Annotated in this window: 21 protein-coding genes, 6 tRNA genes and 1 rRNA gene; 2 read left to right on the top strand and 26 right to left on the bottom strand. The window is 37.2% G+C overall.

Going from position 1 to position 26,553, the window contains the following annotated elements; translation table 11 throughout:
• Nucleotides 1-8: 8 nt before the first annotated feature.
• The 10 genes from BFM98_RS16360 to BFM98_RS16315 all read right to left on the bottom strand — a co-directional run bounded on the left by BFM98_RS16360 (nt 9) and on the right by BFM98_RS16315 (nt 12,460).
• On the bottom strand, nt 9-962 hold the full coding sequence (locus tag BFM98_RS16360; RefSeq protein ID WP_066037921.1) for a sugar kinase: 954 nt from the start codon (nt 960-962) through the stop codon (nt 9-11).
• Nucleotides 963-1,145: 183 nt separating this feature from the next.
• Nucleotides 1,146-2,495: a TraB/GumN family protein gene (locus tag BFM98_RS16355; protein ID WP_254660048.1), complete on the bottom strand. Its 1,350-nt coding sequence runs from the start codon at nt 2,493-2,495 to the stop codon at nt 1,146-1,148.
• A 222-nt stretch (nt 2,496-2,717) separates the two neighbouring features.
• Nucleotides 2,718-3,410 (bottom strand): stalk domain-containing protein, encoded by a 693-nt coding sequence (locus BFM98_RS16350; RefSeq protein WP_066037920.1) that lies wholly within the window; start codon nt 3,408-3,410, stop codon nt 2,718-2,720.
• A 166-nt stretch (nt 3,411-3,576) separates the two neighbouring features.
• Nucleotides 3,577-5,247 carry a helix-turn-helix domain-containing protein gene (locus tag BFM98_RS16345; protein WP_066037919.1) on the bottom strand — a complete coding sequence of 557 codons (1,671 nt, stop codon included), beginning with the start codon at nt 5,245-5,247 and terminating at the stop codon, nt 3,577-3,579.
• 135 nt (nt 5,248-5,382) lie between these two features.
• Nucleotides 5,383-6,375, bottom strand: coding sequence for an ABC transporter substrate-binding protein (locus tag BFM98_RS16340; protein ID WP_066037918.1), 993 nt, complete (start codon nt 6,373-6,375; stop codon nt 5,383-5,385).
• A gap of 325 nt (nt 6,376-6,700) precedes the next feature.
• Nucleotides 6,701-7,189 carry a VOC family protein gene (locus tag BFM98_RS16335; protein ID WP_066037917.1) on the bottom strand — a complete coding sequence of 163 codons (489 nt, stop codon included), beginning with the start codon at nt 7,187-7,189 and terminating at the stop codon, nt 6,701-6,703.
• A 272-nt stretch (nt 7,190-7,461) separates the two neighbouring features.
• Nucleotides 7,462-8,754 (bottom strand): CitMHS family transporter, encoded by a 1,293-nt coding sequence (locus tag BFM98_RS16330; protein WP_054549726.1) that lies wholly within the window; start codon nt 8,752-8,754, stop codon nt 7,462-7,464.
• 328 nt (nt 8,755-9,082) lie between these two features.
• The gene (locus BFM98_RS16325; protein WP_066037916.1) at nt 9,083-10,042 is read right to left on the bottom strand and encodes a tripartite tricarboxylate transporter substrate binding protein; all 960 of its coding nucleotides are present in this window, start codon (nt 10,040-10,042) and stop codon (nt 9,083-9,085) included.
• Between the two features lie 39 nt (nt 10,043-10,081).
• The gene (locus BFM98_RS16320) at nt 10,082-10,759 is read right to left on the bottom strand and encodes a response regulator (protein WP_054549728.1); all 678 of its coding nucleotides are present in this window, start codon (nt 10,757-10,759) and stop codon (nt 10,082-10,084) included.
• Between the two features lie 111 nt (nt 10,760-10,870).
• Entirely contained in the window at nt 10,871-12,460 is a 1,590-nt protein-coding gene (locus tag BFM98_RS16315; protein ID WP_066037915.1) for an ATP-binding protein, read from the bottom strand.
• Nucleotides 12,461-13,066: 606 nt separating this feature from the next.
• On the opposite strand from BFM98_RS16315, the gene BFM98_RS16310 reads away from it, so the two are divergent.
• Nucleotides 13,067-13,321 carry a GlsB/YeaQ/YmgE family stress response membrane protein gene (locus tag BFM98_RS16310; protein ID WP_016991561.1) on the top strand — a complete coding sequence of 85 codons (255 nt, stop codon included), beginning with the start codon at nt 13,067-13,069 and terminating at the stop codon, nt 13,319-13,321.
• A 248-nt stretch (nt 13,322-13,569) separates the two neighbouring features.
• Here the strand turns inward: BFM98_RS16310 and BFM98_RS16305 are convergent, their stop codons facing one another.
• The 15 genes from BFM98_RS16305 to BFM98_RS16235 all read right to left on the bottom strand — a co-directional run bounded on the left by BFM98_RS16305 (nt 13,570) and on the right by BFM98_RS16235 (nt 24,319).
• Nucleotides 13,570-14,334: an SDR family oxidoreductase gene (locus BFM98_RS16305; protein ID WP_066037914.1), complete on the bottom strand. Its 765-nt coding sequence runs from the start codon at nt 14,332-14,334 to the stop codon at nt 13,570-13,572.
• Nucleotides 14,335-14,556: 222 nt separating this feature from the next.
• On the bottom strand, nt 14,557-16,359 hold the full coding sequence (gene glmS, locus BFM98_RS16300) for a glutamine--fructose-6-phosphate transaminase (isomerizing) (RefSeq protein ID WP_054549731.1): 1,803 nt from the start codon (nt 16,357-16,359) through the stop codon (nt 14,557-14,559).
• A 595-nt stretch (nt 16,360-16,954) separates the two neighbouring features.
• Entirely contained in the window at nt 16,955-17,470 is a 516-nt protein-coding gene (locus BFM98_RS16295) for a type 1 glutamine amidotransferase domain-containing protein (protein ID WP_054549732.1), read from the bottom strand.
• Between the two features lie 127 nt (nt 17,471-17,597).
• A complete protein-coding gene (gene glmM, locus BFM98_RS16290) occupies nt 17,598-18,950 on the bottom strand; it encodes a phosphoglucosamine mutase (RefSeq protein WP_054549733.1) in 1,353 nt (450 codons plus the stop codon).
• Nucleotides 18,951-19,163: 213 nt separating this feature from the next.
• Nucleotides 19,164-20,240, bottom strand: coding sequence for a CdaR family protein (locus BFM98_RS16285; RefSeq protein WP_048393928.1), 1,077 nt, complete (start codon nt 20,238-20,240; stop codon nt 19,164-19,166).
• Entirely contained in the window at nt 20,233-21,069 is an 837-nt protein-coding gene (gene cdaA, locus BFM98_RS16280; RefSeq protein ID WP_009370548.1) for a diadenylate cyclase CdaA, read from the bottom strand. Before cdaA ends, BFM98_RS16285 begins: the two co-directional genes overlap by 8 nt.
• Before the next feature lie 149 nt (nt 21,070-21,218).
• Nucleotides 21,219-21,845, bottom strand: a complete 627-nt coding sequence (locus BFM98_RS16275) for an anti-sigma factor family protein (RefSeq protein WP_066037913.1) — start codon at nt 21,843-21,845, stop codon at nt 21,219-21,221.
• Nucleotides 21,846-21,858: 13 nt separating this feature from the next.
• Complete coding sequence (gene sigW / locus BFM98_RS16270; protein WP_004225410.1) at nt 21,859-22,422, bottom strand: RNA polymerase sigma factor SigW; 564 nt, start codon at nt 22,420-22,422, stop codon at nt 21,859-21,861.
• Between the two features lie 133 nt (nt 22,423-22,555).
• The gene (gene rocF / locus BFM98_RS16265; RefSeq protein ID WP_004225412.1) at nt 22,556-23,461 is read right to left on the bottom strand and encodes an arginase; all 906 of its coding nucleotides are present in this window, start codon (nt 23,459-23,461) and stop codon (nt 22,556-22,558) included.
• Between the two features lie 185 nt (nt 23,462-23,646).
• Nucleotides 23,647-23,719, bottom strand: a tRNA-Lys gene (locus tag BFM98_RS16260).
• 13 nt (nt 23,720-23,732) lie between these two features.
• Nucleotides 23,733-23,807 (bottom strand) — tRNA-Gln (locus BFM98_RS16255).
• Between the two features lie 14 nt (nt 23,808-23,821).
• Nucleotides 23,822-23,905 (bottom strand) — tRNA-Tyr (locus tag BFM98_RS16250).
• Between the two features lie 18 nt (nt 23,906-23,923).
• A tRNA-Val gene (locus tag BFM98_RS16245) sits at nt 23,924-23,999 on the bottom strand.
• Between the two features lie 55 nt (nt 24,000-24,054).
• Nucleotides 24,055-24,129: transfer RNA gene (locus tag BFM98_RS16240), tRNA-Glu, on the bottom strand.
• Nucleotides 24,130-24,242: 113 nt separating this feature from the next.
• Nucleotides 24,243-24,319, bottom strand: a tRNA-Asn gene (locus BFM98_RS16235).
• A gap of 269 nt (nt 24,320-24,588) precedes the next feature.
• On the opposite strand from BFM98_RS16235, the gene mbcS reads away from it, so the two are divergent.
• Nucleotides 24,589-26,175: an acyl-CoA synthetase MbcS gene (mbcS, locus tag BFM98_RS16230; protein ID WP_066037912.1), complete on the top strand. Its 1,587-nt coding sequence runs from the start codon at nt 24,589-24,591 to the stop codon at nt 26,173-26,175.
• A 111-nt stretch (nt 26,176-26,286) separates the two neighbouring features.
• Here mbcS and rrf read toward each other — a convergent pair.
• Nucleotides 26,287-26,402, bottom strand: a 5S ribosomal RNA gene (gene rrf / locus BFM98_RS16225).
• Between the last annotated feature and the right edge of the window lie 151 nt (nt 26,403-26,553).

The following is a 26,553-nucleotide window of genomic DNA, read 5'->3' as shown; positions in this document are numbered from 1 at the left end:
GACAACTCCTAACGCTCAATTAGTTTTTCATCACCAATAAATTGCCTTAATTCTTGCAGGGATGGAAGCCCTTCATTATCTCCTTTAATTGTTGCTACCAATGCACCTGCACCATTAGCTAAACGGAGGCGTTCTACGATATCATCACCATTTAAATAGCTATAGACATAGGCAGCATCAAATGCATCCCCTGCTCCAACTGTATCAATGGCACGAATGGAAAATGCTTCTCGATCGTACTGTTCAGTGGTTGTATAAACGGTGGCGCCTTGTTCACCTTTTTTCACAATAATTTCATCTATTTTATAACTCTCTTGAACGTCTTTAACTGTACGCCCTTCAAATAAAAGCTCAAATTCATCCTGTCCTGTTAACAGAAGATTGATAGATGGATACACTTTTTCGTATACCGCTCGGGCATCTTCTATAGTCCATAGTTTTAAACGTAAATTTGGATCAAAAGATATTGGAATATTTTTCGCCTGTGCTAAAGCAATTAATTTCAATGCAACTTCAATGTTATGTTCACATACTGCTAAATACACGCCGCTAATATGTAATAGGTCCACATCATCCAGTACTGACTCATCTATACGATCTTCTGTCAGCTCAAGTAAAGGTGATGGGTTGCGGTAGTAAAACGATTTACCTGCACCGTCTTCCCGAATCTCCTTAAAGTAGATAGAAGTTGGAATATGTGGTGTTCGTAAGACATGTGATACATCAATCCCTTCACCACGCGCAAAGTTATAAATTAATTTGCCAAATTCATCGTCTCCAATACAACTAATCCATTTTGCTTCCATATCTAAACGCGTAACACCTATCGCAAAATTTAATTCTGCACCACCCACAGCTCGCTCAAAGGAAGGAACGAAACGTAGAGGACCTGTCTTAGATGGATTAAAAACGACCATTGCATCCCCAATCGTTGCAATTCGTTTATTTCTCAATATGTTCATCCCCTTCACAAGTAAAACGTTTTAGTAAAACGTTTTACTAATACTAACACGATTTTTTTTACGTTGCAACAATAATCCGATTATTTAGATTGTTAGGGTCATATGACCATTATTGTCTTACATGCATAAAAAAACCTCGTAAAAGACAGAAAATAATCTATCCTTTTACGAGGGGAATCTATTTTATTGATAAAATGGCTTTACCTTGTAGCCGTTTTTCTCTAAATGATAGCGAATATTTTTATCGATTAGGAAGTGACCTGAACCAACAACAACAAAATACTTACCTTCTTTTTCTTCCAGTACATTCATGATTTTCTTGGCCATTTGTTCATCACGTAGACCAAATAGCATTTCATTAAATTCAGATGATGTACCTTCCATTGCTTGGAAGCTTTTTGCAAACTCTTCAACATTTCCTTGCTTCCAGCTTGTAAACCACTCTTGAAGTACTTCAGATTGATTTTCTTCCGCTGGATGAATGATACTATCCAGTACAGCGACTAATGACTGCTCCTGTGCCTCTGGTGATAATCCTTCAAACATATCAACCTGTGCTCTTGTACCTTCTAATTCAATCACTGGCTTTTGCTGCAACTGTGCATTTAATAAAAAGTAGACATCGATACCGTGCATAGCCATCTCTTGAGGTGTCATACCAAAGGAATCGTCCATAGCTAGCATCGATAATGCACTCGAAAGCATCCACGGCTTTTGAACTGTTAGCTGGTCCATTGGCAGATCATAAAGCTTTGCCACTTGTTCAAGCTTCGCATATGTTTCTGGTGCAACAGCATCTTTCAATGTTGAGCCATCTGTATACATTGCTTTCTCTGAATAGTATTCAAGTGCTTCCGTATCCAAGATATTCGCCTCTACTAGCAGTGCATCAGATTCATCAAATGCCGTTACTAATTTTTTATCGAATGGATATAAGTCTGGTGTTCCTAAATGAATAGAGCCTAATAAGTAGATAAGCGTATCCTCGTCCTCTACTACCCAGGCCACCCCTTTAGAGCCTTGCTCTGCAAGTGCATATGTACTCTGAATGAAACGAACAGCTAGCAAAACAGCCTGTTGAGTGGTTGCCTTTTTCTCTAACTGAAGTCCATTGGGAGAGCCTTGTAATATATTTTGCTCTTTCATAAATTGAACAGCATCTGTACCAACAGGTAAATCATACCGTGCTACAATATTATACAAGCGATTGACAATATCACCACGTGTATTATTGTTTTTCACACTTACTGGTTTGTATTGTTTATTTTCAGCTAAGCCTAGAGAGGCAACCTTCTTTTCTGTTAAAGCTAGTAGTTCATTTACTTTGTCCACTGGAATTTCCTGAAGAAAACCATCGAAGTACCATTCAGTTGAGTAAATCCCGTATTTTTCGCCCTCATTTAATGTTTCTATTGCCCATTCGCTTATCGACGGTACTAGGGGTTTTGTTTGCTCTTCAGCATGAATCACAGGGACAACTGTCGTCAGCATTAATGAGGCACCAAGCAACGCTGCACTCGTTCGTTTCATCATCTTTTTCATCAAATTCTTTTCTCTCCCTTTTCCTATTTTATGTATAAGTATCGTATGAAATTATACCATATACTATCCAACTATTTTATAAGTAAAAGTGTAAATATTGACAAATATGTATTGACATTTCTCTATTTTGAAATAGTTATGAAGAGGTCAAATTTAATAAGACGATGACAAATTATTATGTCATCGTCTTTTTCGTTTATTAGTAGAGAAGGTTTATTGAATAAATTTAGGATCTAATATACCTAAACCACTGCCTTCAAGTTCAAACTTCACTTTTGAAACTCCATCTAAATTAACATGAACCTTTACCTTATCTTTGATTGCTCCACTATCATAAACTAATTTCCCATCTGCGTAAATTTTCAAGAAACCTATACCGAAGGAATTAGCTGCTAATTTTTTAATTGGTGCCAAATAGGTTTCGAATCCCTTGTAATTTCCATTGGCTAAGTATTCCACTATATGGTCTTGAACTGCGCCTCCCCCATGATAACCACCAAGCTGATAGGATCGCTCAAATTTTTCACCTGTACTAATAATGACAGAGCTTGGATTGTGGAAGAAGTGGTCTTCATCACTTCCAATAGGTTTTACATCTTTTAAAGCGATGAATTTTGGAACATCCCCAATATAAACGGATTTTGTTTTCCCATCCCATGTTACTTTTTCACCTAAAGATTCAGCAATAAATCGCATTGGGACATATATCGTGCCTTGATAATTAAATCCAGATTGACCTTCTGGCGGTACTTTCTCAACCTTATCTACATAATAATTAATTGGATCCTGAAACACGCTAATCTTTTTCATGTCACTTGCTGCTTCCGTTGTTGAAAAGTAGGTAAAAGTCAAACCTCCTACTATAAAAAACCCTAAGTAACTAGTTATTATAAATAGCTTTTTCATAAAATCACTCCTTAAAATAAACATAGATATATGTAATTATACCAGAAATTTCATACAGCCTTTAAAAGATTTTTATATCAGGATATTTTTTAAATTTATTTGTGAGCAATTATACGATTAATGGCAAAAACTCAATCCAATTAATGGATCGAGTTTTACTTTTTAATTATCGAATAACTTTCTTCTTAAAAATAGACGGTAGAACCTCTAATAACCGTTCACGTGTAATGGGATCACAATGATTCCATATAAAATCTATGAAATGAGTCTTACCAGGAGCTAGCTCAATTAACGTGGCGATTTGTGGGCAATGAGTAATCGTTAGTAATTCTTGGGGGGAAGCCAAAATAAAATTACGCTCTCCAGCATAGTGGTTTATTTGATGCTGCTGAATTTCTATCCATGCTCGCCCTTGCTCGATTAGCTGCATTACCTTAGGAATAGGACGAAAGCCAAGAGATTCATACAAGCTTGCAGCCAATCCGGTCTGACACATAACATAATATTTAGTATCTAACTTGAGATAAACAGTAGCCGTCTCCCCAGCAACATAAACATCTGCTAATTGCCTACGTACCAATCTTACTTTGTTCTCATATGTAGAAATCCACTTCTCTGCCGCTTTACTCCGTTCAAATAGTTTAGCGATATATCGTAACCGCTCAAATAGACTAAACTTGCTATTCAGTATAATAGTAGGAGCAATCGCATCTAGTTTCTGCAAATCATGTTCAGGATGAAAATAGCTAAGCAATAATAACTCTGGCTGCAGCTGTGCGATTTTATCCGGATCTACCCAATGCCCAATACTATGAATGTTCCTTAATTTATTGTGATAAACCACGTTATCTTTCATGATTGAGATGGCCGCCCCTATAGGAGGTATGCCTAGAACAAGTAATTCCCCAAGTGTAAATTTGCCATCAGTCACAATACGTGTTGCATCTTTAGGAACATGAATCTTTCTACCAAATGAATCGATAACTGTTCTTTCTGGAGTATGAAGTTGAATGTTTGCATATTCACGTGGGGTGTTTCCGGTTAATTTATGAAAGCATCGACTAAAATAATATTCATCCTTAAACCCAATTTGTCGAGCTATTTTTCTCAATGGCTCAGTTGAATTTCTTAGAATTTTTTTTGCCTGGTTTATACGTACATGAGTCAAATAATCCGTCGGCTTTTTACCGGTCAATATTTTAAACTTTTGACTATATTGCCATCTTACCATTCCAGCCATGTTAGCTAATTGTTCAACTGTCAAGTCCTCATCATAGTGCTGTTCTATGTACTGTACAGTTTGTTGAACCAATTTTGTCTTTTCTTCGTGCTGTAACTGGTTAGCTTGTTCATCTAACTGAACCATCATAGCTAGTATTTGCTGAAGTCTACCTTGTAACATGGCCATTTCTAATGCGGATAGAGAGGAACAAAATTGATTATTGTTCGATGCTTCATTTCCTAATACCTGCTTGACTTGAGAAAACAGCAGATGATAGGGATAACCATGAAGCAGGGGTGGATGAGCAATTCGGTTCAAAGTCATTCCTTCTACTTCAAAGATTTCAAAGGTAAAGCGAGCAAGCTGTGCCTCTTTGTTACTTGACTCTACCGTGTAGCTTTGTATAGGTAAAATGAGCGTGCAGCTTCCTTGTCGTAGATCGATTGCCATTTTGTCTACATACAGTCGTATGGCAGGACTGAGTGCTATCAATAATGTGCATAAATTTGTTTCATGATTATTTATTCCCTCATTATGGCTAGTAGCTGACATTATTCGATCAACTTGAAATCGATCATAGTGTTGTAGTCTAATATATAAGGATGTCAGATTCATAAGCAACTCTCCAAACATTGAAAATGATTCTCATTATCATAATTGTAACATATAATGACCCACTATCAACGATTGTTCGAGTATGTGCTATTTAGAATACTAGCGGTTTAAAAATTGATTGGACGGATACAATTTTTACTGTTTGCGCATCCACTCTGGTAGCTTTTGGAACAATTGCTTCAAAGCTAATAAATTATCTGTATTCCATTCATTAGGAACAACATAAACTTTTCCCTTTTTGACAGCAGGCAAAGTTCCCCATATCGGGCTTTGTAGCAGCTGATCAGCTTCTGCTTCACTTTCACTATCCTCTTGTACAATTACAAACAAATGATCACCAGCAAACTCAGGAAGCACCTCTTCTGAAACCTCTAGGAAAGATACCCCTTCTACATCAATAATATTCTTTTGTACTGCTGGTGGGACAGCAAAGCCATTTTTCCCATAAATAATAGCACCTAGGCTACGATCACCCATAACATAAAGCGTCTTTCCTAGCTGATAGAAAACTGTTGCGGTTTCCCCTTCTGTTAATTGAAACTTGTCAAACATTTCTTTAGACTCTGTTTCAAACTTAGCAAGCAATTGAGCTACTTCTTCCTGCTTATCTAGGATATTCCCCATCTCTTTTACTCGTTCTGTATAAGGAAGAGCAGGATTAAAGGGAATCGTAGTAGCGATTTTTGACAATTCTTCATTAAGATTTGGATCCGCCTTGTAATAGCCATTAATAATCAAATCAGGTTTTAAAGTCAAAATCGTCTCTAAGTCAGCAGGATTACCAATATCAACGATCCCTTCAAGTTTGCCTTCATAGTAACTAGGAGAATCTTTAGGAAGATTATTACCAACAACCGGAATATCCATCGCCAAGAAATCACCAATTGTCTGACCAATATAAACGACTCGTTTTGGATTTGCAGGTATTTCAACCTGTTCACCTGTAATCGTTGTATATTGAACAGTTGACTCACTTTCCTCTGCTTTCACATCAGATTGAGTTATTTTCTCGTTTTCCTTTTTCTGCGCATCAGATGTGTTGCCATTAGAACTACATGCCGCTAATATCATTAGCAACAGGAGGAAACTCCCCCATAGTATAATTCGCTTTCCAATATACTGCTTCATATTTGTTGCCCCTTTCAGATTTACCTTTAATTGAAAATGATTATCATTTACAGAGTTATTATAGATTTTATGAAAGGGCGAAACAATGAAAAAAACGCAATAATTTATTTGGATAAATGTCAATAATCAAGATTATGAAAGCCTTTTGGTTTTTTTTAGTGAAGAATTATTCATTTTAGGGTTTATTCTACTTCGACTATATGATCAATTTAGAATCTCAAGAGAGAAAATGGTGAAATGTAAGCATAAGTATTAGCTCCCTATAGAAAAAAAAGAAACCATTTCAGTGGTTTCTTTTCATATTAACAAGCTGTTGATTACTATTCTATTTGATTTCTTCAGCGAGCTCTAAAATAATTCCTTCTGGCCCACGAACGTAGCATAGTTTATAGGCGTTTTCATAACTATAAATGTCACTAATAAGTTCTGCGCCCTTCTTTGTCAATTTGTTAACGAGGGCTTCAATATCTTCAACATTGAAGGCAATATGCTGGATACCCAAAGTATTTGCTAAAGGATGCTGGATACCTATTTCATTTGATGGCGCGTTAAATTTTACTAGTTCAATATTCGTCTCACCGTCTGGCGTTCGCAGCATTACTATTTCTATATTTGCGTCACTATCTAACGTTCGCAATTTTGCAACGTCCTCTTTTATATCTTGAAGCCCTATTACCCGCTCCATCCTCTTCACCCATTCACCCTCCACTTTTCCTTCCCCTAACACCTCAAGGCCAAAGTCAAGAAAAAATGCTTTCGCTGCAGGAAGATCATTGACGATTATCCCCACATGGTCAATCTTACGGATTTTCATATTTCAAACCACCTTTCTCCTATTTGAATAATTTCTTTTTAATTGCAGAATCCTAAGTCTTAATTATTTTTATCGTATATGATGATTGTCCTTTTTACGAATAAAAACGCTTTAAAACCCCTATCTGAAACATCCTTCTAAACAATTTTTAATTTATGGCGGGTACTCGAATAAGAATAGAAAAAAAGAAGCCCATTAAAATAGGCTTCTCTTACACTTATAAATAAAGAATTTTTACTAGGTAATCTTTTTCACCCCATGAACCGTAGCTTTTAAAGGGGGAAAATCCCCAACACTACACAGACAATAATCATGACAATTGTAGAACCGAATGCCCACTTTAAGAAGATACGTTGTAGTGTTCCGAAATCCTCTCCAACCATTCCTACTAATAAATACGTAGAGGGAACAAGCGGACTTAGAAGGTGTACTGGCATACCTAAAAGAGAAGCTCTACCGATTAGGGCTGGATCAATGCCATAAACTGCTCCTGCCTTTGCAAGTAACGGCAGTACTCCATAGTAAAAAGCATCATTAGACATAAAAAATGTAAAAGGTGCGCTGAGAATGGCTGTAACAACCGCAAAATGAGAACCCATTGCATCTGGAATATAATGAATCACTGAGTTTGCCATCGCATCTACCATTGATGTACCTGAAAGAATGCCTGTAAATATCCCAGCTGCAAAAACCATAGAAACAACAGATAAGGCATTGTCAGCATAATTTGCAACACGTTCCTTCTGATCTTTCAATTTTGGATAGTTTACAGTAATCGCAATCGCAAAACCAAGCATGAATAATGCAACAGGTGGTAATAACTCCATAATTAACGCTACTAAAAGAACAATTGTCAAAGTATAGTTAAAGATAATTAGTTTTGGACGTTTCAAATAGTCATCTTCGACTGTAGCAGCAGACTGAGCTGCCGCTTCATAATCATATTCTATAATACCAATCCGCTTTCTTTCCTGTCTTCCGAACGTAAATGCCATGAACAGAACAAAGATAGCCCCGCCAATCATCGCTGGAATCACTGGTGTAAAAACCTCAGACATTTCCAGATTCAAGGCTGTCATAACCCTTGCTGTTGGTCCTCCCCAAGGTAGAAGGTTCATCACACCCGAAGCTGATACGGCAATACCAGCTAATACAATTGGTCGCATGCCAATTCTTTTATAAAGCGGTAGAAAGGCAGAAATAGTAATCATGTATGTTGTCGTACCATCACCATCTAAAGAAATAAAAAGGGCTAATACGGCTGTTCCGATAGCAATTTTTACAGGATCCCCTTTTACTAGCCTAAGAATCGTTTTAATGATTGGATCAAATACACCAGCATCGATCAAAATACCAAAGAAAAGAATTGCAAATAAAATCATAATCCCTGTTGGAGCGACACTTTTAATCCCATCCAACATCATAGGTCCCATTTCACTTCCGAATCCACCAATAACTGCGAACGTAATTGGCACTACAATTAATGCAATCATTGCTGTAAGACGGCCCGTCATAATCAAAATCATAAATACTATTATCATTAAAAAACCTAAAATTGCTAGCATAATACTCCCCCCAAATGCTTTGTGAAGTTATTTATCAATTCGTTAAATAACTAATTTTCCGAATATTACACCTTATAATAAATTAACATCGACCAAATGTAATCGTTTACAAATTAATGTTTATTAATTTCTTTATAGCTATTTTGTACATTTTGTTCACGAAAAGCATTGTATGCCTGTCTATTTTTGATAAACAAAAAAAGAGGCTAACCTTGGACTATGTATTCTCTCCACCATCGTATAAGACGATAGAAAGGAAAACACATAGATCTCAATAGTCAACCTAATAAAGCAAATATATTACTATGCCTAATAAGAGTAAATTTACTCAGTAAATCTCCAATAATTTCTCATATTTCTTATTTTCATCATCAAGAAATCTAGATGTATCTCTACTGTTCATATAAAAATCTTCCCACATATATATCTGTAAAGTTTGTTTCCATTCTTTGGTTTTGACCATTTTTGCAAATGTCGTCTCCCAAAATTCGATTTCCTTTTTTGACATATTAGGTGGTCCCATAATACCGCGCCAGTGTTTAAAAACTACATTTATTCCCTCTTCCTTCCATGTAGGAATTTCTGGGAGCTCCTTTAAACGTTTCTCCGAGGAAATGACAAGCAATTGTACCTGATTCAAATCATAATATTTTTTAGCCTCGGATAATGCCATCGTTGCCACATCTATTTGCTTTTTTAATAATGCATCAACAACTTCATCACTATTCTCATAAACTAAAAAATCTAGTTTTTCAGGATGCACTCCTGCCTGTTTACTCGCTAATACAAAAGAAATTTGATCATCATTGCCTAATCTCGGGGAAACTCCTATTTTATACGCTTGAGGTGTTTCTTTGAGCTCTTCCATTAAACCTTTTGCACTTTTTATTTCTGAATCCTTGGAGACAATTACGACATTCCATTCTGTAGCCAAAGTGGCAATGGGTGTAAAATCTTTGTAGGTTAGCTTACTTTGCCCCAACAAATGATTGGTTATGAGTAGGCTTGAATTCATTGCTAGCACATGTTTTTTTTGTTGTTTAGTATATTTCCATCCTAGCTCTCCACCAGCACCTATTTTATTCAGTACATGAATATCCTCATCAATCAAATTGTTACTCAGTAAAATATCCTGTATGGCTCTTGCTGTTTTGTCCCAACCTCCACCAATAGAGCTTGGGGCAATGAATGTTACTGTATCTGTTATTGCTTCATGCCCCTCATCTTGTGAACAACCAAAGCAAAGCATGACAACAAGCACGAAAATAAACATTATTTTTTTTCTCATTGTTCATCCCTTGTCCTTATTTTTAAGTTAACCTTGTTGTTATTCTTTATAGTAATATTTCCTCTCAGGCCTTCCAACAACTCCATATTCATGTTTTGCCGTACAGACATCAATTGAAACAAGAAACTCTAAATACCTTCTAGCAGTTGTTCGAGATGCACCGATTTGTTCACCCATCTCCTCGATGGAAATACCACCTTTTAGTTCCTTCATTACCTCTTTCACTTTTTCTAAAGTATGACGATCAACACCTGAAGGTAAGTCTTTTTGAGATGAGGACAATTGATTGGCAACACCAAAGTATTGATCAATCAATGTTTGGTCGACCTCATCACGATGACTTAGAAGTTTTTTCTTTTTTTTATATTCTTCCACCGCTTCAACAAATTTCTCCATTGTCACAGGCTTCAACAAATAGTTACTCACACCATATCTAACTGCCGTCTCCAACATCGTTTTTTCTGTTGCAGCAGTCACTATAATAATATCGATTGTTGGATAATGATCGCGAATTTTTGCTAACAAATTTGTTCCAAGATCATCGGGCATATAGATATCCAAAAAAAGCAAGTCAACTTCATATTTCTCTAGTATGTCCATCGTTTCCTTTGCATTCAATGCCTTCTGAACAACCTTTACATCTGGTACTTTATGCAAAAACTGTTCTTGCACTTGTGCAATACGAAAATCATCTTCCGCAATGACAACCTTAATCATTTTTCCCCTCTCCTTCTTTTATCTCCCTGTGCTGACATTTAGAAACCCGACTTAAAGGGAAGTACCTCCAACATCAGTAGTACTATAGATTATCTCATTGAGTAAGCTTCATTATTTCGGTAGAAATACCGTGAAAATGGCCCCGCCGTTTTTGTCATTTTTTACTTCTACTGTTCCACCTAAAGATTCTACAATTTGTTTAACATTAAATAAACCGTACCCCCTATTTTTTCCTTTAGATGAACTACGTAAATCAAATATAAAATCTAACATATCTTCAGCAATTCCCTTTCCGTTATCTGCTACTTCTATAATGATATCACTCCCAATTCCTGTAATTGAGAAAGACACCCTTCTCTCTTTTCGATCGGCTACGGCATCAAATGCATTATCAATAAGATTTCCAATGATTGTGATGATATCCGTGATTTCAATGTGACTTGGTAAGACATCTACATAACTATCAGGATCAATTTCAAAGGCAATCTTCTTTTCCGATGCATTACCCAGTTTCCCTAATAATATAGCTTGAACATTTATATCTTGAATTTGATTAAATAGAATTCGGTTTTGGTGTTGGTGATTGGCTGACTCCTTTTGTATAAATTCAAACGCATCCTGATATCTCTCTAATTGGATTAATCCTGATAATAAGTAAAGTTTATTTGAGTACTCATGCGTTTGTGCACGAAGTCCCTCAGAATATGCGCGAACCTCTGTGATCGTATCAATAAGCTTTTTAAGCTCCGTTTTATCACGAAAACTAGAAACCACACCCATAATCTTTTCATTTTCGATAATGGGAATAAAATTAAAAATAAATACTTTATCATTAATTAATATCTCTACATTATGAATGGGCTTACCTTTCTGTAATACATGATCGATATTAATTGCTGGTAAGACAAATTGAATATGTTCACCAATAGAGGATTCATCCTTGAGGTTCAACATTGAACTAGCAGAATGATTGATTAAGGTTAAGAAACCCTTTTGATCGATTGCAATGATTCCTTCCTTTACTGATAACAGAATGGCACTTCTTTCTCTATATAGTGAGGAGATTTCATGCGGTTCCAATCCCATAGTATCTTTTCTAATACTTTTGGTTAAAAAAATACCACCAATGATTCCTAAAATTAAAACAATCAGAGAAGCAATGAGAATGGACTTAATTCGTTTATAAATATTTTGAAAGATTTCTTTTTCTGCGTATTCAACTGTTACGGTCCCAATTACACGAGTATATTCTCCATTGTCTGCTATGATAGGAACCTTTCCTATTAAAACAGAACCACTCTCTCGTTCCAATTCAAAATTATTAGAACCACCAAATATTAACCCATAATTATTTGTATGGTCAAAACTCTTCTGACCAACCTGACTTGGGCTTCTGTGCGAATAAATAATCTTCTCCCGATCTTCAATAATAATATTTTCTGCATTTACCTGATCTATTACTTGCTCAGCAATTGGACGAAAACGTAGCTCTAAATCACTTTTCCCAATGGATTCTTTAAGTTCTGGCATAAGAGAGATTGTCATAGCCGTTTGCAATGCCAATTGTTTAACTTGAGTCCTTGCATCGACATATTGTAAATAAGCAAATATACTGGCGAGCAGAAAAACAATAAAAAGAATTAACGTGCTAATCAATCCCAATATTTTTGTTTGTAATGGTATCTTTTTTTTGTTCAATATACTTAACCTTCACCCTTTTCAACTAGTATAATTCATATAACTTTCATCCTACTTTTATTTAAATCCCTTTGTTGCCATATTTAAGAGAATATAACTTAGCTCATGGTAATTTGACTGTTATGATTGTTTTAACTAGAAAAATCATAAGAACTTACTAAATATCAGAGGAAAACCTAGTTTGAATCCAGCTTAATTTCTAGATTATACTATATTTCAAAGGAATTTTAGAATGCATAAAATTCTTCCACCAAAATCGGTGGAAGGTTTATGTAAATCAATAATAAAATCTTATACACACATCAGGAAAGTCCTGTTGTTAATCCATGCTTATACGCTAAGTCTCCATTTTGTAATTCTTGGTTAAAATAAACTTGTGATTTGATATTGGATTTCGGCGTTCAGGATGAAAATAGAATAAACATGAATTTATTACTATCATTAAAATAAAGATGCTCCTCTTATTACAGAAATGCGCCAATGTCTGATATCTCCCTTGAAACTTCCCCAAATTTTTATTTTTTCTCTCCTTATAGTTTGAAAGAGTTCAAAAAAGGTTATAAAACACTATAACAAAATATTTAAAATACAAAATAGGAGATGGATAGTATGAGTTTCATTTGGTTTTTAATAATTGGCGGGCTTATCGGTTGGCTTGCAGGTATAATTTTGGGTAAAGATATCCCAGGTGGAATTATTGGTAATATTATTGCAGGTATTATCGGCGCATGGATTGGTGGTATGCTTCTTGGAAGTTGGGGTCCTAAAATTTCCGATTTCTATATCTTCCCTGCCCTCATTGGAGCAATTATACTAGTTTTCATTTTGAGTTTAATTCTGAAATCATTGCGTAATGCTTCGTAAGCTAAATAGATCTCTTAATCTATTACTATACGATTAAGTGAATCAGATGTAACCAATAATAAATGGTGACTGTGCTTATAACAAAAAAGCGGCCTTCCACATCATATCTGTGGAGGACCGCTTTTACTTTGTTTTTAATTAACTTAACAATTCTCCGCTCCGTGAATTCAAGATGAACAGAACAGCCTATACAACAATAGCGCCTGATTGAGGAGGACTATGCCATACAAAGCTTGATAATTAATGTTCTATAGATGTGATCCTCCACTTGCATCGAGCAATTGACCAGTTACCCAACGGCTGTCTGATGAAGCAAGAAAGGCGGCAATATCTGCCACATCCCCGGGCTCTCCCCATCTGTTGAAAATTGAAAGACCAGCCGCATATTTTTGTCCATCAAGGTTTTTCAAAGTCTCAGCATTCATTTCTGTATTAATAATCCCAGGTTGGATGGCGTTTACCGTAATATTCCGGCTCCCTAGTTGTTTGGCTAGAAGACGCGTAAACGTGTCGATTGCACCTTTGGACATACTGTACGTGAAGACACTTGGTGAAGCTGCACGTGTCACAAAAGATGAAATATTAATAATACGCCCCCCATCTTTTAAACGTGGCAAAGCTTGCTGAGTAACAAAAAGTGGTGCTTTAACATTTATCTTCATTACCTCGTCAAATGATTCTTCCGTCGTCTCTTCTAAACTGATAATTTGACCAATTCCAGCATTGTTGACAAGAATATCGAATCCGCAACCGCCCATATATTCCCGAATAGTATCATCCAAAGTAGTAAATAAATCTTGAATACCATCTAGAGTACTAAGGTCAGCACCAATCGCCAAAGCATTTCCTCCGCTTTGTTCGATCTGGTGAACAACTGCTTCTGCCTCAGTACGTCTTTTCCCATAATGAACGACGACAAAGGCTCCCTCTTGTGCCAGACGCAATGCAATACTGCGGCCAATTCCTCGACTTGATCCTGTAACTAAAGCGATTTTGCCTGTTAACTTACCCATGCTTCCATCTCCTTGTTCAAACATAGTTAGATTACATAGAGAATTATATCAAGGGACATTATTTGAAATGTTGCTCTCCTATTCGGTTTCAAGGAGTGTTTCGTTATGGATAAAAACACCCCTTTAGATTAATAGTATCCAAAGGGGTAAAATGGTGTAATTTTTTTACAAACGGTATGACTTTATTTAAAATCACCAACACATTAAATCTAATTTTTGTTCCTACTCAACAGTTACCGATTTAGCTAGGTTACGTGGTTTATCTACATCACAGCGGCGGTGAAGTGCAGCATAGTAGCTAATTAATTGTAAAGGTACTACTGATACAAGCGGTGTTAGTAATTCATGAACATGTGGAATGACTAAACGGTCACCATCTTCATCAATGCCTGCCATCGCGATAATACATGGATATGCACCACGAGCCGCTACTTCTTTAACATTACCACGGATGTTTAATCCTACTGAAGCTTGTGTGACAAGCGCAAACACAGGTGTACCTTCTTCGATTAAGGCAATTGTTCCATGCTTCAGTTCTCCACCAGCAAAGCCTTCTGCTTGGATGTACGAAATTTCTTTTAGTTTTAAGGCACCTTCAAGGCTGACATAGAAGTCCATATTACGGCCAATGAAGAATGCGTTGCGTGCGATTTTTAAGTAATCTTCTGCAATGTCTTCTAGCACATCTTTTGAATCAATAATTGTTTGGATGCCATTAGCGGCAATCGCAAGCTCTTGTTTTAAATCAAATTCTAAGCCTTTGCCATTTGCCTTTGCTGTCACATAGGCTGCTAATGCAAGTACTGCTACTTGTGCCACATAAGCTTTTGTAGAAGCTACAGCAATTTCTGGACCTGCATGTAATAACAATGTATGGTCAGCTTCACGTGATAACGTAGAGCCAGGTACATTTGTGATCGTTAATGTTGGATAGCCCAACTCTTTAATTTTTACAAGTACTTGACGACTATCTGCTGTTTCTCCTGATTGTGTAATGAAGATAAATAATGGTCTTTCTGAAAGTAATGGCATGTTATAGCCAAATTCACTAGAAATATGCACTTCTACAGGGATACCGGCCATTTTTTCGAAATATTGTTTACCGATAAGACCCGCATGATAGCTTGTGCCCGCTGCAATAATATATAAACGATCTGCTGCTCGTAAGGCTTCTAAAATCTCCGCATCAATCGTTAAATCACCGTTGTCACCTTCATATGCTTGAATGATTTTACGAATAACTGTAGGCTGCTCATCCATTTCTTTTAACATATAGTGTGGATATGTGCCTTTTTCAATATCACTCATATCAAGCTCAGCAGTATATGGTGCACGCTCTACTACAGTACCATCTAATTTTGTAATTTCCACACTTGCTTTGTGTACGATAACTACCTCTTTATCGTGAAGCTCTACGTATTGATCTGTTACCTGTAGCATCGCCATTGCATCTGACGCAACAACATTGAAACCTTCACCAATTCCAACTAGAAGTGGTGATTTATTTTTTGCTACAAAGATTGTATCTGCTGCCTCTGCATCTAATAGTGCCAGTGCATAGGAGCCATGTAATAGAGATAATGTTTTACGGAAGGCGTCTGCAGTGCTTAGACCATCTTTCACAAATAACTCTACTAATTGCACAATAACCTCTGTATCTGTATCAGATTTCATTGGAATGCCTTTTAAATATGTTTTTTGCAATAAGTGATAGTTTTCAATAACCCCATTATGCACAAGTGTAAAGCGTCCTGATGCACTTTGATGTGGGTGAGCATTTAAACGATTTGGCACACCATGTGTTGCCCAACGTGTATGACCAATACCAATTTTCGCAGCAACATCTTCATCTACCGCTTCTCGTAAATCTGCAATACGCCCTTTTTCTTTGAAAACCGTTACGCCTTCCTCGTTACGTACTGCAATACCCGCTGAATCATAACCACGGTACTCTAGCTTTTCTAAGCCTTTTAATAGAATTTCCTTTGCATCTGATTCACCAATATATCCTACAATTCCACACATAATTCTCGTCCTCCGATAATGTCAATTTAACGCAATGACAAACTAGGCCTCATCCTATCGAATTTTTTTGAATGTACAGCGAAGCTTTATTTTTATAAAAAATAAAGCACTCCAATACACACAAGCTATTCAGCCAACTGAATAGAGACCTTCGATATGTGAAGCTTCATCTATTTATCTATTGCTTTTACAATACCTTCTCCATTTTCTGTACATTCAATCACTCAAATGCTTTCAAAATGGAAAATGACAATCGGGTATGTCGATTGGGAGGCATCCGCCGAATTTTCGATAAACCTCCACCTCGTCTGCTGAAGATCTTTTCGTCCGATTTCTTCAGCTCAGGCGCTATAATTGTTTTCCGATTTTACGCTTTCTTCCCTCCTTAGGCGTTCGTTAAAGGATAAGGTCGGACCTCATCTTCAACTTCTCCATCATACTCAATCATATGCTATCCGTCAAATTTTCGTTATAAAAAACACCTAGTCCTAAAGCTTTTTCGTGACAAATATGTAGACAAAGCGATACATAAGCACTTTGATAAGCATTGTAATAGAAATTAGGCACAAGCATTTAAAATGCTTGTGCCTATCCTTTATTTACTGTCTAATAATTTAACAATTTCTCTATTAAATGCAGGAAGATCATCTGGCGTTCTACTTGTTACAAGCTGTTTTTGACAGACAAATACTTCTTCATCATGGAAGATTGCCCCTGCATTTTCTAAATCCACTTGGATGGATTTATAACCTGTGGCGTCACGCCCATTTAATGTCTTTGCAGTAATAAGAAGTTGTGGTCCATGACAAATGGCAAAGGTAGGCTTCATTTCATCCATAAAGGACTTTGCAAATGCTACTATACGATCATCCGCACGTAATATATCGGGAGAAAAACCACCAGGAATAAATAATGCATCGTAATCTGTAGCTTTTACTTCATCAATGCCTTTATCAATTTTCACGGACTCTCCATGCTTACCCTTAACTTCCTTGCCTGCTTCGATATCAATTGTTACTAGCTGATGCCCAGCTGCTTCCAACGCTTCTTTAGGGCTTGTAAACTCAATGTCCTCAAACATATCTGTTATAACTGTAGCAATTTTAGCCATATCAATTAAACACTCCTTGTTATTGTGACTCCTAATTACTGTTCCCCATCTCGCTTATTTAAAACATTCCTTTCAAATAAGTAAACCCGATTTCCTGTTTACGGAAATCGGGTTTACACTCTATTTCTTATTCTGTTAGGCCCATTTCTACACGTACAACATCTGCAATACGCTCGACAAAACGCTCACAATCCGTTTCTGTTGCTGCTTCCACCATGACACGTACTAATGGCTCTGTACCTGAAGGACGTACTAAAACACGACCATTTCCAGCCATTTCAGCTTCTACCTCTGCAATTACTGCAGCTACTTTCGCATTATCAGTCACAGCATGCTTATCTGTTACACGCACATTGACAAGACGCTGAGGGTAGATTTTCATTTCAGCTGCAAGTTCTGAAAGCTTTTTACCCGTCGCTTTCATAATGTTGACAAGCTGAATTCCTGTCAGTAAGCCATCACCTGTTGTATTAAAATCTAGAAAGACGATATGCCCTGATTGCTCGCCACCTAAATTGTATTCATTCGCACGCATTTCTTCCACAACATAACGATCACCTACAGCTGTTTGTACACTTTGCATACCATTGTCAGCCACAGCTTTATAGAAGCCCATATTGCTCATTACTGTTGAAACAATTGTTTGCTTCTTTAAACGCCCTACCGCATTTAAATGCTTACCAATGATAAACATAATTTGGTCACCGTCAACAATTTTTCCGTTTTCATCTACAGCAATTAAACGGTCTCCATCGCCATCAAAGGCTAAACCAACATCTGCACCTTTTTCAGTAACAAATTTAGCTAGTCCTTCTGGATGTGTTGAGCCTACACCATCATTAATATTTAAGCCAGTTGGAGAAGCACCCATTGTAGAAATGTCAGCTTCTAAATCAGCAAATAAATGTGTAGCTAAAGATGAAGTTGCACCATGTGCACAATCAAGCGCTACATGGATACCATCAAATTCTTCATCCACTGTTTGCTTTAAGTATTGAATATATTTTTGACCACCTTCGAAATAGTCACTTACAGATCCTAAATCTGCTCCTATAGGACGTGGTAATGTATCCTCTTGCGCATCAATTAACGCTTCAATTTCCGCTTCCTGTGCATCTGTTAGCTTAAAGCCATCAGGACCGAAAAATTTAATACCGTTATCTGCAACTGGGTTATGTGAAGCTGAAATCATGACGCCTGCATCTGCGCTCATAATTCGAGTAAGGTATGCCACACCTGGTGTTGAAATAATACCCAGACGCATTACCTCTACCCCAATTGATAAAAGACCAGCCACAAGTGCACCTTCAAGCATCTCGCCTGAAATACGTGTGTCACGACCAATTAAAACCTTTGGACGGTCAGTTGCATCTTTTGTTAAAACATAGCCGCCTATACGACCAAGTTTAAATGCAAATTCTGGTGTTAATTCACTATTCGCGACGCCACGGACGCCATCTGTTCCAAAATATTTACCCATTCTACTTATTCTCTCCTTCAATGCAAGACAGTGCCTAGTGAGTTTCTATCAAGCATTAGACACTTGTCCGCTTACTTTTGGAAAAGTCTGCTTTTGTTCATTCATTGGTAATTATTAATATTCCACTCTGCCAGTTTGTTTGATGAAACCTGAATTACAAACCTGATTGGATTTTTGATTTAGAATCAAAATAAAATTATAGTCACATATTGTTTAAGAATCAATATCTTCCGATTCCTCAGTTGACGTATTTTTATCAGTTGTAGTACTCTCATCTGTCACATCAGGTTCTTCAGTTGGAGGTGGCGTTTCCTCTGTAGAAGCTGGTGTTTTCTGCTGTTCTTCTTGTTCTACCTTTGTAATATCTGCCTTCACTTTTATTTTCTTGTCAGATATTTTTGTCACACCATCTGGTAATTTTACATCAAATTCATAAGTTTTGGACTCAGTAATTTTTGACAGGTCAACTGTTATTGGAATGGATGTTAAACTGTCAATAATTGATTTTCTACCATACACTTTGATCATTTTCGGTGTAAATGTTAATGAGTTAATGGTAATGTCTTCGGCAGCTTGCCCTGTTTCCTTAAGGACAACTGGGATCTCTCGACTATACTCCGCTATATCTACTTGAACTTTCACAATTTCAGGTTCAATAGTCACGTCTAACTTATTTAAATCTCTATCTAATACTTTTACAGCTGCTTCCTGCGTGAATGATTGCTTCAAGCCCTGCTCTCCTGTAACAGTTGCTTTTACATAACTAATGCTTTCAATAGCACTTTTTGCACCTGTTACATAAACAGTTGGCGGGTTGGCCGTCATTTCTTTTAAGATAAAACCTTCTTCGATTAAACGTTTGTTCATTTCAGGGTCCACTCGGAACTCCTGCGTGACCTTTTCCTCAATATTCACATGAACAGTTGCAGGGTCTAATGTCACCTTTAACTTTTCTGAAATATTTTCGTATTGCAGTTTTACATCATGCTCTCCCAGCAATAAATTGCTCAAATCCGCAAATATAGAAAAATCCTTAGCTCCCTTTGCTTTTAAAACCAATGCCATGGGACCTTCTATCGTTACATCCACAGTTTCAGGTAAACCTGTCACAATAAGATTCTCATTATCGTAATAAACATCCACTGGAACATCACGAATAACATCCGTTTGTTCATTTGAGGTAGCTTTATTTAAAGGTGACAACTCAGTACGCACTGAGAAAAAAAGCAAAAACGCTAAAAATAGCGCGATGATTCTAAGTACCCAAGGGCTATCCATCATTTTATCCATTCTTTTTCCCCCTCCAAGTCAACTTAGAGGATGCATTTGATTCTTGTACTGATCCGAACCACATTTTTCTTAATAATGTTTCAAACTCCTCTAGAGATAGATTTCGATGGAGATTACCATTTAATGTTATACTAATTGCGCCTGTTTCTTCTGACACAACAATTGTAATAGCATCTGTAACTTCACTTAAGCCAAGAGCAGCACGGTGGCGTGTCCCTAACTCTTTTGAAATAAATGGGCTTTCAGATAAAGGTAAATAACAAGCCGCTGCTGTAACTTTATCTTTTTGCATAATAACAGCCCCATCATGTAGCGGGGTATTTGGTATAAAGATATTAATCAGTAATTCTGATGAAATTTCAGCATTTAGCCCTATACCTGTTTCAATATATTCATTAAGACCTGTTTCTTTTTCAATAGAAATTAACGCACCTATTCGACGTTTAGCCATATAACTTACAGACTTCTTCATAGCCTCAATAAGTCTTGTTTGTTCTTCTTCTTCTTGACTTGATGAACGTTGGAATAGCTTTCCTCGTCCAATTTGTTCTAAACCACGTCTGATTTCAGGTTGGAAAATAATAATAATCGCTAGGAAACCAAACTCAATAACTTGTTGTAGCATCCAGCCAAGTGTTTGTAACCCTAAAAGGTCTGTTGCAATTCGTGCAATAATAATGACGAATATTCCCTTAAGTAATTGGACAGCCTTCGTACCTTTAATGAGGGTTAAGACTTTATAAACAACGTACCAAACGAGCAGTACATCAATGAAGTTAATAACAATATTCACAGGTGTTAAATCCGTGAAATGTTCGATAATTTGCACGTGGCATCCCCCACTTTTCATTACGAATCCATACACATTCAAGTATATCACATTCTTATCAAATGTAACTTTTTTCAAATAAAAAGTCTACTCAGAAGAGTAGACCTTTCAGCCTCTCACGTGCACTATTTTTTAGGACGTATAGAGTGTTATTTAGTTTCTTCTTTTTCCTCAAATGTCATGGCTGTCTTAACAGAATTTTTAATTGTATACCATAACCATTCAAATACTTCGTCAATTTCTTCGATTCTCCCTGAAACTACCGCTGAAGATGCCATATATTGCCCGTTGATTACTGTGACGTTGCCATCAACTTCACCTTCAACAATCAAATCGCCATTTTTCACAACAATATCGCCTTTTACCACTTCTCCTTCAGGGACAATCACTGTTTGACCATCCACAACTAAATTAGGTTGCTTGGTCACCGAGAAATGCTGGTCATCCATGAAGCTACCCAATAATGTAGCACTCATGAATAAGCAAAATACTGCTGCTGCCACAAGGAACGGATGCCGGCGAATCCATTTTTGTATACCTACTCGACTTTTTGGTTTTGGTAAACGAGCCATAACTGCTGCTTCAAAACTCGGAGGCGCTGTAATGTGGGAAGCACTCTTCACAAAGGCGATTGTTTCACTCAATTCTTGCATCAACTGTTTACAATCATTACATGTATGCAAGTGTTGTTTCAACTCTTGCTCATGCTCACGACTAATGTCACCGTCTAAATAATCATGCATATAGTCTATAATATGCTCTGGACAAGTATTCATGACGCTCCCCCTCCTACAGATTGTTTAATTGCTTACGTAATGCCTCACGTCCGCGGTGAATCCTCGTTTTCACCGTTCCAAGCGGCATATCTAAAATCTCGCTAATCTCTTGTAACGATAACTCTTCTATATATTTCAATACTATAACCGAACGGTATTTATCCGGCAATCGTCCAATTTCATATTGAATGCGATCTTGCAGCTCCATTTGTTCTAACTGCTCCTCTGGTAGCTGGTCATCTGCTGCGATTTGCGAATACATATCAAGCCCTTCTGTACCAGCTACTTCTGCATCTAAATAATAATCCGGTTTCTTTTTTCGAATACGGTCAATGCAGAGGTTTGTCGCTATGCGATAAAGCCACGTTGAAAACTTTCTTTTCTGATCAAATGTATGCAAGTTCATATAAGCTCGCACAAAAGCCTCTTGAGCAATGTCTTCAGACTCTTGTTTGTTGCCTAACATTCGATAGCATACTTGGTACAGTTTGTGCTGATAGAGACTCACAATATCGGCAAATGCGTTTTGATCGCCTTTAAGCACTTGTTTTATTCTCTTATTTACTAACGCATCCATTGTGTTGACTTCTCCACCTTTACAACTGTCTTATACTATACGAAGCACCAATAAGAAAAGTTTCGTTTTAATTCAATTATAGCAAAAGATTTTTATGCAATGTGGCAACAGGCAATTTTTTGTCAAATTTTCTTTAAACTAGTGTTTCGCCAAATAAAGATCCCATTAATGCAACAGCCACATTTGCTGTTGTATTCTTTTCATCTAATATAGGATTTACCTCTACAAACTCTGCTGAAGTTACCATGCCTGATTCTTGTAACATTTCCATTGCTAAATGGCTTTCTCGGTACGTAATTCCGCCTGGAACTGGTGTACCCACACCTGGCGTATAAAGTGGATCTAATCCGTCTAAATCAAGTGATAAATGTAAGCCATCAACATTTCGTTCCTTTAAATAAGCAAGTGCATCTTCCATCACACGTGTCATGCCAAGTCGGTCGATTTCATGCATTGTATATACTTTAATTCCTTGTTGACGTATCAATTCACGTTCTCCTGGGTCTACTGAACGAGCTCCAATAATAATCACGTTTTCTGGCTTAATTTTTGGAGCATAGTTGCGAATTTGCACTAAACGTTCATGTCCTAGCCCAATACTAACAGCTAACGGCATCCCATGTATATTGCCTGAAGGTGTTGTTTCAGGTGTATTTAAATCTGCATGAGCGTCATACCAGATAACACCGAGATTTTTGTAATGCTCACCTAATCCAGCTAATGTTCCAATAGCAATGCTATGGTCTCCACCAAATACGAGTGGGAATTTCTTTTGTTCCACTACTTCATGCACACTATTTGCTAATGCAGTACTAACATCTACAACTTCCTCTAAATTTAGTAATTTTTCATCCACAGCTCCGTCAGCAAGCTTTTGACTAACACGAATATCCCCTTGATCCTGTACATCGTGTCCGATAGCCTCTAAACGTTCAACAATACCTGCATATCGAATAGCACTTGGTCCCATATCTACCCCACGGCGTGTTTGTCCGTAATCTGTTGGTACTCCAATAATAGAAATATTAAGTTTATTCATGTTTTTATACCCCCTAAAAGTTATAAGATTATTGTAAAGCCTACATACCACTTGGCTCAACTCGACAAAAAGTTGTATATTTATTCATTTATAAATAACATAAAAAAATCTCCTACTGTTTTCAGCAAGAGATTAGTTATCTGTAGTTAATATAACACTTTTGAATAATTTTCATTCTAAAAAAGTGAGCCATGAAGGACTCGAACCTTCGACCCTCTGATTAAAAGTCAGATGCTCTACCAACTGAGCTAATGGCTCATAAAAGAAAAAATGGCTGGGGTACTAGGATTCGAACCTAGGCATGACGGAATCAAAATCCGTTGCCTTACCGCTTGGCTATACCCCAATCATTTATAAAACTGGTGGAGGGGGACGGATTCGAACCGCCGAACCCTAAGGAGCGGATTTACAGTCCGCCGCGTTTAGCCACTTCGCTACCCCTCCGAAATAACACAATAAGAATGGTGGAGGATGACGGGCTCGAACCGCCGACCCTCTGCTTGTAAGGCAGATGCTCTCCCAGCTGAGCTAATCCTCCATAGAAACAGGTGTTATATCACAGTTTATATTCTTTATAAAGCCTATGTTTTAAATGGTGACCCCTACGGGATTCGAACCCGTGTTACCGCCGTGAAAGGGCGGTGTCTTAACCACTTGACCAAGGGGCCAATATTATGTCTCAAACAAGACAAGAATTATAATAACATTTTTCATTAATAATTGCAATGCTTTTCCACAAATTTTTTTATGTATTATAGCATTTGAAAAAAGGACAAAAAAATGGCTCCGAAGGCAGGACTCGAACCTGCGACAACCTGATTAACAGTCAGGTGCTACTACCAACTGAGCTACTTCGGAACAATGCTATTCACTTTGGTTTTAGACAACCTCTTAAGTACATTTATTATTATAGCAAGCATTATAAATAATGCAACACATTTTGTGAAAATTTTTATATTTTTTGTCGAAGTATCCTCCTATATTCGTCTGAAAGCATAATAGTTCTCTATTAATTCTAATATTTCTATTTAACGTACTAAATATTCTTGCTGTATATTATTGTAATTGTTAAAATAAAAATAGTTTTATGAATTTTCTATCAAATTTTCTGGGGGAGGATGTTCAAGATGGTATCAAATGATTTAATTGCACCTGAATTTTATAACATCACAGAGGAATTAGAAAAATTTTCGCAAGATAGTGATCGCCAAGCAATACGTTGGTTAAATACACAACAAGAGAGACGTACAGTTTCTTATGTGGAGCTTAACCAAAAAATGAATCAATACGCAAACGCTTTTACGGAGAAGGGGCTTCAAAAAGGTGATCGTGTATTAGTTATTATTCCTCGACTTCCAGAAGCCTATTTCGTTTTTCTAGGCTGCTTAAAGGCTGGTATCGTACCCATTTCATGTTCAGAGATGCTACGTGCAAGCGATTTAGAATATCGGATGGAACATTCTTCTGCTAGTGCAGTTATTGCTTATGAGGCTTTTACTAGTGAAGTTGATCAAATTGCTTCTTCTGTAGACGCATTGAAAAATAAACTAGTGATCGGTGCTGCGAAAGGAGATTGGACTTCTTTAGATGAATTAGCAAGCAGCCAGCCAGCTACATTTACAGCCGTAGCTACTACACGTGATGACATGGCATTCCTTTCTTATACATCTGGTACAACTGGTAAACCTAAAGGCGTTGTTCATTCACATGGCTGGGGATATGCACATATTAGAACTGCAGCTTCAAAATGGCTTTGTGTACGTGAAGGAGACCTCGTGTGGGCAACAGCTGCTCCTGGTTGGCAAAAGTGGATATGGAGTCCTTTTTTATCCACAATCATGCTCGGTGCTACTGCATTTGTCTATCATGGTGGATTCGATGCAAAAACCTATCTTCAATTAATGCAGGATGAAAAAGTTAATGTTCTATGTTGTACACCGACTGAATACCGAATTATGGCGAAAATCGATAATTTACAAGACTACAATCTATCATCTCTACGTAGTGCCGTTTCTGCTGGTGAACCTTTAAATCGTCCAGTTATCGAAACATTTATGAATCATTTTGGACTAAAAGTACGTGACGGCTATGGACAAACAGAAAACACATTATTAATTGGTACACTCGAAAACACAGAATTACGTCCTGGATCTATGGGTGTTCCAACTCCAGGTAATATTGTACGTATTATCGACAATGAAGGGAATGAAGCGCCAGTTGGAGAAGTTGGTGATATTGCTGTTCACAAATCTTCACCAGCTTTATTTAAAGAATATTATAAAGAACCAGAGCGCACACAAGCTGCATTTCGTGGGGATTGGTATATTACAGGTGATCAAGCAAAATGTGATGAAGACGGTTACTTCTGGTTTGAAGGTCGTGGAGATGACATTATTATTTCATCTGGTTATACGATCGGACCATTTGAAGTTGAAGATGCATTAAACAAACATGAAGCTGTACAAGAATGTGCAGTTGTAGCTGCGCCAGATGAAATTAGGGGGCATATTGTAAAGGCATTTGTTATCTTACGAGAAGGCTTCAAAGAATGTAATGAAGAGGAGTTAACAAAGGAGCTACAGGAGCATGTAAAAGCGTTAACAGCCCCTTATAAATACCCTCGTAGTATCGTCTTTATTGATGAGTTACCAAAAACGACATCAGGGAAAATTCGCCGTATCGAACTGCGAGCTACTACAGTTCATACACATTAAGTTAGGTATCTAAAACAAGAAGGCATCCATTGAGGATGCCTTCTTTTATTTATAAATAATCGGCTCAAATAAAAAAAGCCACTACTGAGTGTATCAGTAGCGACTTTTTGCGCCTAGCGACGTCCTACTCTCACAGGGGGAAGCCCCCAACTACCATCGGCGCTAAAGAGCTTAACTTCCGTGTTCGGTATGGGAACGGGTGTGACCTCTTTGCCATCATCACTAGACTTTGTATTTAATTGAAAGATTTGCTCTTTCAAAACTGGATAAACGGTGCATTGAATGCTTCAAACGTTTTGGTTAAGTCCTCGATCGTGTCTCTTATACACATCTGACGCTGCCGACGATCTTACGCTTGTATACCTCTTTCTTATACAC

The organism is Lysinibacillus sp. AR18-8, from assembly GCF_001705465.1.
In the GTDB taxonomy this organism is placed as follows: Bacteria; Bacillota; Bacilli; order Bacillales_A; family Planococcaceae; genus Lysinibacillus; species Lysinibacillus capsici.
Note: the sequence above shows the minus strand (reverse complement) of the source record. Positions and strands in the feature narration are given on the sequence as shown.

Excerpts from the sequence above, each read along its gene's own strand:
- BFM98_RS16360 (WP_066037921.1), bottom strand. The coding sequence starts at position 962 with ATGAACATATTGAGAAATAAACGAATTGCAACGATTGGGGATGCAATG.
- BFM98_RS16355 (WP_254660048.1), bottom strand. The coding sequence starts at position 2,495 with ATGATGAAACGAACGAGTGCAGCGTTGCTTGGTGCCTCATTAATGCTG.
- BFM98_RS16350 (WP_066037920.1), bottom strand. The coding sequence starts at position 3,410 with ATGAAAAAGCTATTTATAATAACTAGTTACTTAGGGTTTTTTATAGTA.
- BFM98_RS16345 (WP_066037919.1), bottom strand. The coding sequence starts at position 5,247 with ATGAATCTGACATCCTTATATATTAGACTACAACACTATGATCGATTT.
- BFM98_RS16340 (WP_066037918.1), bottom strand. The coding sequence starts at position 6,375 with ATGAAGCAGTATATTGGAAAGCGAATTATACTATGGGGGAGTTTCCTC.
- BFM98_RS16335 (WP_066037917.1), bottom strand. The coding sequence starts at position 7,189 with ATGAAAATCCGTAAGATTGACCATGTGGGGATAATCGTCAATGATCTT.
- BFM98_RS16330 (WP_054549726.1), bottom strand. The coding sequence starts at position 8,754 with ATGCTAGCAATTTTAGGTTTTTTAATGATAATAGTATTTATGATTTTG.
- BFM98_RS16325 (WP_066037916.1), bottom strand. The coding sequence starts at position 10,042 with ATGAGAAAAAAAATAATGTTTATTTTCGTGCTTGTTGTCATGCTTTGC.
- BFM98_RS16320 (WP_054549728.1), bottom strand. The coding sequence starts at position 10,759 with ATGATTAAGGTTGTCATTGCGGAAGATGATTTTCGTATTGCACAAGTG.
- BFM98_RS16310 (WP_016991561.1), top strand. The coding sequence starts at position 13,067 with ATGAGTTTCATTTGGTTTTTAATAATTGGCGGGCTTATCGGTTGGCTT.
- BFM98_RS16305 (WP_066037914.1), bottom strand. The coding sequence starts at position 14,334 with ATGGGTAAGTTAACAGGCAAAATCGCTTTAGTTACAGGATCAAGTCGA.
- glmS (WP_054549731.1), bottom strand. The coding sequence starts at position 16,359 with ATGTGTGGAATTGTAGGATATATTGGTGAATCAGATGCAAAGGAAATT.
- BFM98_RS16295 (WP_054549732.1), bottom strand. The coding sequence starts at position 17,470 with ATGGCTAAAATTGCTACAGTTATAACAGATATGTTTGAGGACATTGAG.
- glmM (WP_054549733.1), bottom strand. The coding sequence starts at position 18,950 with ATGGGTAAATATTTTGGAACAGATGGCGTCCGTGGCGTCGCGAATAGT.
- BFM98_RS16285 (WP_048393928.1), bottom strand. The coding sequence starts at position 20,240 with ATGGATAAAATGATGGATAGCCCTTGGGTACTTAGAATCATCGCGCTA.
- BFM98_RS16275 (WP_066037913.1), bottom strand. The coding sequence starts at position 21,845 with ATGAATACTTGTCCAGAGCATATTATAGACTATATGCATGATTATTTA.
- sigW (WP_004225410.1), bottom strand. The coding sequence starts at position 22,422 with ATGGATGCGTTAGTAAATAAGAGAATAAAACAAGTGCTTAAAGGCGAT.
- rocF (WP_004225412.1), bottom strand. The coding sequence starts at position 23,461 with ATGAATAAACTTAATATTTCTATTATTGGAGTACCAACAGATTACGGA.
- mbcS (WP_066037912.1), top strand. The coding sequence starts at position 24,589 with ATGGTATCAAATGATTTAATTGCACCTGAATTTTATAACATCACAGAG.